Annotated in this window: 4 protein-coding genes; all 4 read left to right on the plus strand. The window is 49.8% G+C overall.

Annotated elements, in window-relative coordinates:
- Positions 1-51 precede the first annotated feature (51 nt).
- Positions 52-1,119, plus strand: a complete 1,068-nt coding sequence (locus BUB94_RS15280; RefSeq protein ID WP_073157650.1) for a type IV pilus twitching motility protein PilT — start codon at positions 52-54, stop codon at positions 1,117-1,119.
- 6 nt (positions 1,120-1,125) lie between these two features.
- Complete coding sequence (locus BUB94_RS15285) at positions 1,126-2,328, plus strand: type II secretion system F family protein (RefSeq protein WP_073157647.1); 1,203 nt, start codon at positions 1,126-1,128, stop codon at positions 2,326-2,328.
- Positions 2,329-2,503: 175 nt separating this feature from the next.
- Positions 2,504-3,646, plus strand: a complete 1,143-nt coding sequence (locus BUB94_RS17400) for a family 16 glycosylhydrolase (protein ID WP_305773853.1) — start codon at positions 2,504-2,506, stop codon at positions 3,644-3,646.
- Positions 3,647-3,792: 146 nt separating this feature from the next.
- Entirely contained in the window at positions 3,793-6,435 is a 2,643-nt protein-coding gene (gene alaS, locus BUB94_RS15295; RefSeq protein WP_083538371.1) for an alanine--tRNA ligase, read from the plus strand.
- The last annotated feature ends 326 nt before the right edge of the window (positions 6,436-6,761 follow it).

A 6,761-nucleotide genomic window follows, 5' to 3' on the forward strand; every position in this document is an offset into this window, starting at 1 on the left:
TTGATAAAAATAGGGTGAAAAAAACTTGCACATAATGTTATATTCTTGGATATGGCATACAATATTCAAGATCTTCTCGCTGAAATGGTGAAACGTGGTGGCTCTGACTTGCATTTGACAGCAGGAGCTCCTCCTCTTATTCGTCTGCATGGTAATCTTACGGCTATTGGTGAAACCAAGCTGAAACCGGATGAAACTATGCGAATGACCTATAGTTTGATGAACGAAGGTCAGAAGAAGTCTTTTGAACAGAACAAGGAATGCGACTTTTCCTTTGGTATTGCGAACTTGGCTCGTTTCCGTGCCAATGCGTATTTGCAGCGTGGTTGCGTGGCGATTGCCTTGCGTATTATTCCGCTGGAAATCAAGACCTTTAAGGATCTTGGCCTTCCGAAAATTCTGGCTGAATTTACGACGCGTCCCTCTGGCCTTGTGCTGGTGACCGGTGCTACGGGTTCTGGTAAGTCTACTACCCTGGCTGCAATGATCGATAAGATTAACAAGGAACGTCACGATCACATTTTGACTGTGGAAGATCCTATCGAATTTTTGCACAAGCATCAGAACTGTATGATTAACCAGCGCGAAGTGGGAAGTGATACCGTAAGCTTTGCTAGCGCACTTAAGATGGCTCTCCGTCAGGACCCTGACGTGGTGCTTATCGGCGAAATGCGTGACCTTGAAACTATTCGTGCTGCATTGACCATTGCTGAAACGGGCCATTTGGCTTTCGCAACCCTGCATACCAACTCCTGTGTGCAGACCATTAACCGTGTGGTGGATGCTTTCCCCAAGGGTGAACAGCAGACCGTTCGAACTCAGCTTTCCTTTGTGCTTCAGGGCGTTGTTTGTCAGACCTTGGTGCCGAAGATTGGCGGTGGCCGTGTAATGGCATACGAAATCATGAACGTCACACCGGGTATCCGTTCACTGATTCGTGACGACAAGGTTCACCAGATTGAATCCATGATTGAAATTGGTCAGAAGTTCGGTATGAATACCATGAACATGTGTCTTTGCGACTTGGTTAAGAATCGTAAGGTGGACCGCTTTGAAGCTTTGTCTCGTTCCCCCAGCCCGGATCAGCTGGAACAGCTGTTTGTGAAGGAAGGAGTGTAGTAAGTTATGGCAGAATTCCTGTATAAGGCGACCAACAGCGCCGGTAATAAATTTGAAGGCTCCATTGAGGCGAAGGATAAGGCAGAAGCTGAAGCCCTCTTGATGCGTCGCCGCTTGATTATCGAGAGCTTGAAAAAGAAGCCCATGGAAATCAAGATCAATATTGGTTCTGGCATTAAGCCCGCCGATATTTCTCGTTTTACCCGTATGTTCTCGTCTATGAGTTCTGCCGGTCTTCCTATGCTTCAGTGCTTGAACATTTTGGAAGAACAGTGCGAAAATCCTGAATTGAAAACTGTGATCCATAAGGTGACTCAGTCGATTAACGGTGGTTCATCCTTGGCTGATGCGCTGACGCAGCACCCTAAGGTTTTTACGACCTTGTATACCAACATGGTGGCCGCAGGTGAAGCTGGTGGTATTCTGGATGGCATTCTTGCCCGTTTGGCCGAAACTCTTGAAAACGGCGAACGTCTGAAGCGTAAGGTGAAGAAAGCCTTGACGTACCCGGTCATGTTGATCATCGTGGGTATCTTGGTGGTGATTGCACTTATGACTTTCGTGGTGCCCACCTTCGCCGCTCAGTTCGCCGCTCTTGATGCTGAACTTCCTGCTCCCACACAGGTGGTGATGAACATTTCTGACTTCTTGCGCGATAATGGTTTGCTCCTGGGTATTTTTGTGGTCATTCTCATTGTGGCTTATAAGTTGGCGATGAAAGTTCCTAAGGCGAAGTATGCCTGGGATGGTCTGATGCTTAAAATTCCTAAGCTAGGAGACCTTCAGATCAAGTCCACGACTGCAAGCTTTGCTAGAACTTTGGGCACTTTGCTTAATGCTGGTGTGTCTGTGATGGATTCTTTGAAGGTTGTGGCCTCTACTGTTTCGAATAAAGTTGTGGAACGTGCCATCGGTCGAATTTCCATCGGTATTGCTGGTGGTAAATCCATTGCGGAACCTATGGCCGAATGCAACCTGTTCCCGCCCATGGTGATTCAGATGACGGGCGTGGGTGAAAAGACCGGTAACCTTGGCGGCATGCTCCTGAAACTTGCAGACTTCTACGACGAAGAAGTGGATGCCGCAGTGGATGGCGTGGTGGGCATGATGGAACCCTTGATCATCGTGTTCCTGGGTGGTGCCGTGGGTGGCCTCTTGATTGCAATGTACATGCCCATGTTCTCTATGTCTGACTCTGTTAAGGGCTGACAAACGGGTTTTGTCAAAGCAAAAAACGCGGACGTGTTCCGCGTTTTTTTTGTTTTTAAAAGTTAGATATTTTGATTCTGTTGATACACTAAATTTATTATTGATATTCAAGTCTATTGGCTATTAGCGGCACAGAAGGGTATATTAAATCATGTAAGAAACAGCGAGGTACAACATGAAATCCAAAATCCTTCTCCCCTTCCTCACTGCAGGCGTAATGTTCTGCGCATTTACTGCATGTTCCGATGATAGCTCTAGTCCGACAGATTCGGGCGCTGTTATGAATCCCTCTGGAAACGTGGACGATCCCGCAAATCCTGGTGAAACTCCCGTAGTCCCCGGTGAAACTCCCGTGGATCCTGGCGAAACTCCCGTAGTCCCCGGTGAAACTCCCGTGGATCCTGGCGAAACCCCTGTGGTCCCTGGCGAAACTCCCGTAGTTCCCGGTGAAACTCCCGTGGTTCCCGGTGAAACCCCTGTGGTCCCTGGCGAAACTCCTGTGACTCCCGGCGAAACTCCGGTGGTTTCTGAACCTTATCGCCTGACGATTGAAAATACCTATGCAAACAACGCTTCCGTCGAAGTGGCCGATTTTGACAGCTATAATTATTACGGGGCTGAACTGACTGGAAAGGATCAGTTTACATATGGTCGTTTTGAGGCTCGAATGAAGATGGTCTCCATTCCTGGTTCTGTAAGTTCCATGTTCCTTTACTATGATCCGTCCTATATGTTGGGCGATGAACCCTGGAATGAAATTGATATTGAAGTTCTTGGTGTTAATCCCGGCATGTGGCAGGCTAACTTGATTACCCGTGAAGCGGATGTGGAAGGTGGCCGTAAGAATCCTAAGAAAACTTCCGAAACGAAGACTGGCTTTGGTTTCAACGCTACTGAAGATTTCCACCTATTTGCCATGGTCTGGACTCCGGAATATATTTCCTGGGAAATTGATAGTGTCGAGGTCCGTCGTGATGTTCTGGGAATGACTAAGGGACAGGTCGAATTTATGACTAAGGAACAGTCCTTGCGCTTCAACTTGTGGGCTTCCAAGAGTACATCCTGGGTTGGCAAGTTTACTGGCGCTGAATTGGCTGATGGTCCGGTCGCTCAGTGGATTGACTATGTTCGAGTCTATTCTTACGACACTGCAACAAAGACCTTCACTGAATCCTGGACTGACAACTTTGACGGTGAACTGGATGCCTCTCGCTGGTCTGCCGGTAACTGGGAAATGGAACACGTCATGTTGAAAAAGGAAAACTTGGTCGTGGAAGATGGATACTGCAAGCTTCTTATGACTCGCGAAGCCAAGTAAAAGCCCTTCTTGTTGAATCCTCTCTAGATAATGCCCTGCGTCGAGAAGACTCGGGGCATTTTTATATGCATCCCTAGAACAAGAGTCCTCGAATTCGTGCGCTAAAATTCTATCTTTTCCGCCGAAAAAACAATAAGGGACACAATATGCCTACTATGACTTCTGCGCAGGTGCGCGAATCTTTTATTAAGTTCTTCGAGAGCAAGGATCATCTGTTCGTCCGTAGCTCTCCCGTGGTTCCTCACGATGACCCCACCTTGATGTTCACCAATGCTGGTATGAACCAGTTCAAGGCCATCTTCCTGGGTGACAATCCCAAGGGCTGGAAGCGTGCATGCAACAGCCAGAAGTGCCTCCGCGTTTCTGGTAAGCATAACGACCTTGACGTTGTGGGTCGTGACAACTACCACCACACTTTCTTCGAAATGCTGGGCAACTGGTCCTTCGGCGACTACTACAAGAAGGAAGCTATTAGTTGGGCATGGGAACTCTTGACCGAAGTCTGGAAGCTCCCCAAGGAACGTCTCTTTGCAACTGTCTATCAGGATGATGACGAAGCATGGCAGATCTGGAAGGACGTTTCCGGTCTTCCCGATGACCGCATCATGCGCTTCGACGCTCACTCCAATTTCTGGGAAATGGGCGACACCGGTCCTTGTGGCCCCTGCTCCGAAATTCATTACGACCGCGGCGACCTTGCTACCCAGATGGAAACCTTCAAGGATCCTATCCTGGGCGTGAACGGCGAAAACGACCGCTACATCGAAATCTGGAACAATGTGTTCATGCAGTATGAACGTATCAGCGACGGCTCCCTCATTCCGCTGAAGGCAAAGAACGTTGATACCGGTATGGGTTTCGAACGTATCTGCGCTATCCTCCAGGGCAAGCGTAGCAACTACGACACCGACGTGTTCACCCCGATTATTTCCAAGGTTGCTGAACTTTCCGGCGTACCTTACACTGACGACGAAAACGGCACCCCCCACCGCGTGATTGCAGACCACATCCGCGCAGTCTCCTTCGCTATTGCTGATGGCGCTCTGCCCTCTAACGAAGGTCGTGGCTATGTGCTCCGTCGTATTCTCCGCCGCGCAAGCCGCTTTGCTCGTCTGCTCGGCCAGAAGGAAGCTTTCATCTACAAGCTGGTCCAGGTTCTTGCTGATACCATGGGCGAAGCCTTCCCCGAAATCCGTCAGCGTCAGGCTTTCGTGACCGAAGTGATCAAGAGCGAAGAAGACCGCTTCATCAAGACTCTGGATGCAGGTCTCGAACGTTTCGAAGCCATCGTTACCGAAATGGGTTCTGCCAAGGTTGTGCCGGGTGACAAGGTCTTCGTGCTTTACGATACCTACGGCTTCCCGCCGGACCTCACTGGCATCCTCGCCGAAGAAAAGGGCCTCACCATTGATGAAGCCGGTTTTGAAAAGTGCATGGAAGAACAGAAGGAACGTGCCCGCGCCAACATGAAGCAGGGCATCAACACCATGGGTACCGAAGGCTGGACCCAGTACTCCGAAGCTTCCACCAACTTTGTTGGCTACGAATTGTCCGCTTGCGAAACTAAGGTTGTCCGCTATCGCGAAGACAAGGGTGTTCTTTCCATCGTTCTGGAGACTTCTCCCTTCTACGCCGAAATGGGTGGCCAGGTTGGCGACAAGGGTATGCTGGTTTCTGCCGACTTGGAACTGAGCGTATTTGATACTGTCAAGGTGAACGACACCGCTCTCTGCCGCGCCAAGGTGGTGAAGGGTGAAGCTAACGAACAGACCATGGGTGGTGTGTTCATGGCTACCGTCGACAACGAACGTCGTATGGACATCCGTCGCAACCACTCTGCAACCCACTTGCTCCAGGCCGCTCTCCGCGAAGTGCTTGGTTCCCATGTGCAGCAGCAGGGTAGCTTGGTGACTCCGGATTCCCTCCGTTTCGACTTTACTCACTTCAACGCCATGACCGCTGAAGAAATTCAGAAGGTGGAAGACATCGTCAACGCTAAGGTCATGGAATGCTTGCCGGTGAATACCGACGTCATGGGCGTGGACGAAGCTAAGGCTTCTGGCGCTATGGCTCTCTTCGGCGAAAAGTACGGCGATACCGTACGCGTTGTGAAGATGGGTGCCGCTGGCGAAGAATTCTCCAAGGAACTTTGCGGTGGCTTGCATGTTTCCAATTCCGGTAACATCGGCATGGTAAAGATCATTAGCGAATCCAGCGTTTCTGCCGGCGTCCGCCGTATCGAAGCTGTCACTGGCCGCGGTGCTATGTCTATGCTCCGTGCTGGCGCTCAGATTGTAAATGCTCTCCGCGATCGTCTCCGTTGTAAGGATGCCGAAGTTCTGGATCGTATCCAGCAGTCCTTCGAAAAGACACAGTCCCTTGAAAAGGCTCTCCAGTCCGTGAAGCTGGAACTGGCAACAATGATCGCTGGCGACGTTCTGAATGGCGGCCTCGACGTCATGGGTGTCATGCTCTACGTTCGCGAATTCGATATGCCGGAAGATAAGTACAAGGAACTCCTGGACGGTATCCAGAACAAGCTGGACAAGGGTGCCGTGGCTGTCATTGCTAACAAGGTAAACGGTGCTGGTTCCATCGCCGTTATCGTGGGCAAGGATGTTCAGGCTAAGGGCATCAAGGCTGGCGACATGGTCCGTGATCTTGCCGCAGCATGTAACGGTAAGGGCGGTGGCCGTCCGGACCGTGCTCAGGCCGGTACCCGTGAACCTGAAAAGATTTCCGCAGCTATCAAGGACGCCAACAACTGGATCCGTGCAAAGCTGGGCTAATTAGACGAGAGAGCAGGTATGAGGGACTCCTTTGAGGTAAATAATCGCGCCGAAGGCGCCTAACTCTAGCTCAACGCTCATAACTGTTCACTCTTTACTTCCTACTAAACAAGACCTCTGCAGAAATGCGGGGGTCTGTTTTTTTTGCATAGGATTTACAGGTTAGCGATTCTTTTTTGTGGCTCTTCATCAACATGTGTGGGTGGCTTCGCCACCCTTTTTTGTTGACATTCGCCTAAATTAAACAAAAAATGGGCTATTTTCTAAAATTTAATCGCCAAAAAAAACAGAAGAAAAAAGCCCATGTCAAAATTATACAAATCCAT

The sequence above is a fragment of the Fibrobacter sp. UWH9 genome (assembly GCF_900129715.1).
Taxonomy (GTDB): domain Bacteria; phylum Fibrobacterota; class Fibrobacteria; order Fibrobacterales; family Fibrobacteraceae; genus Fibrobacter.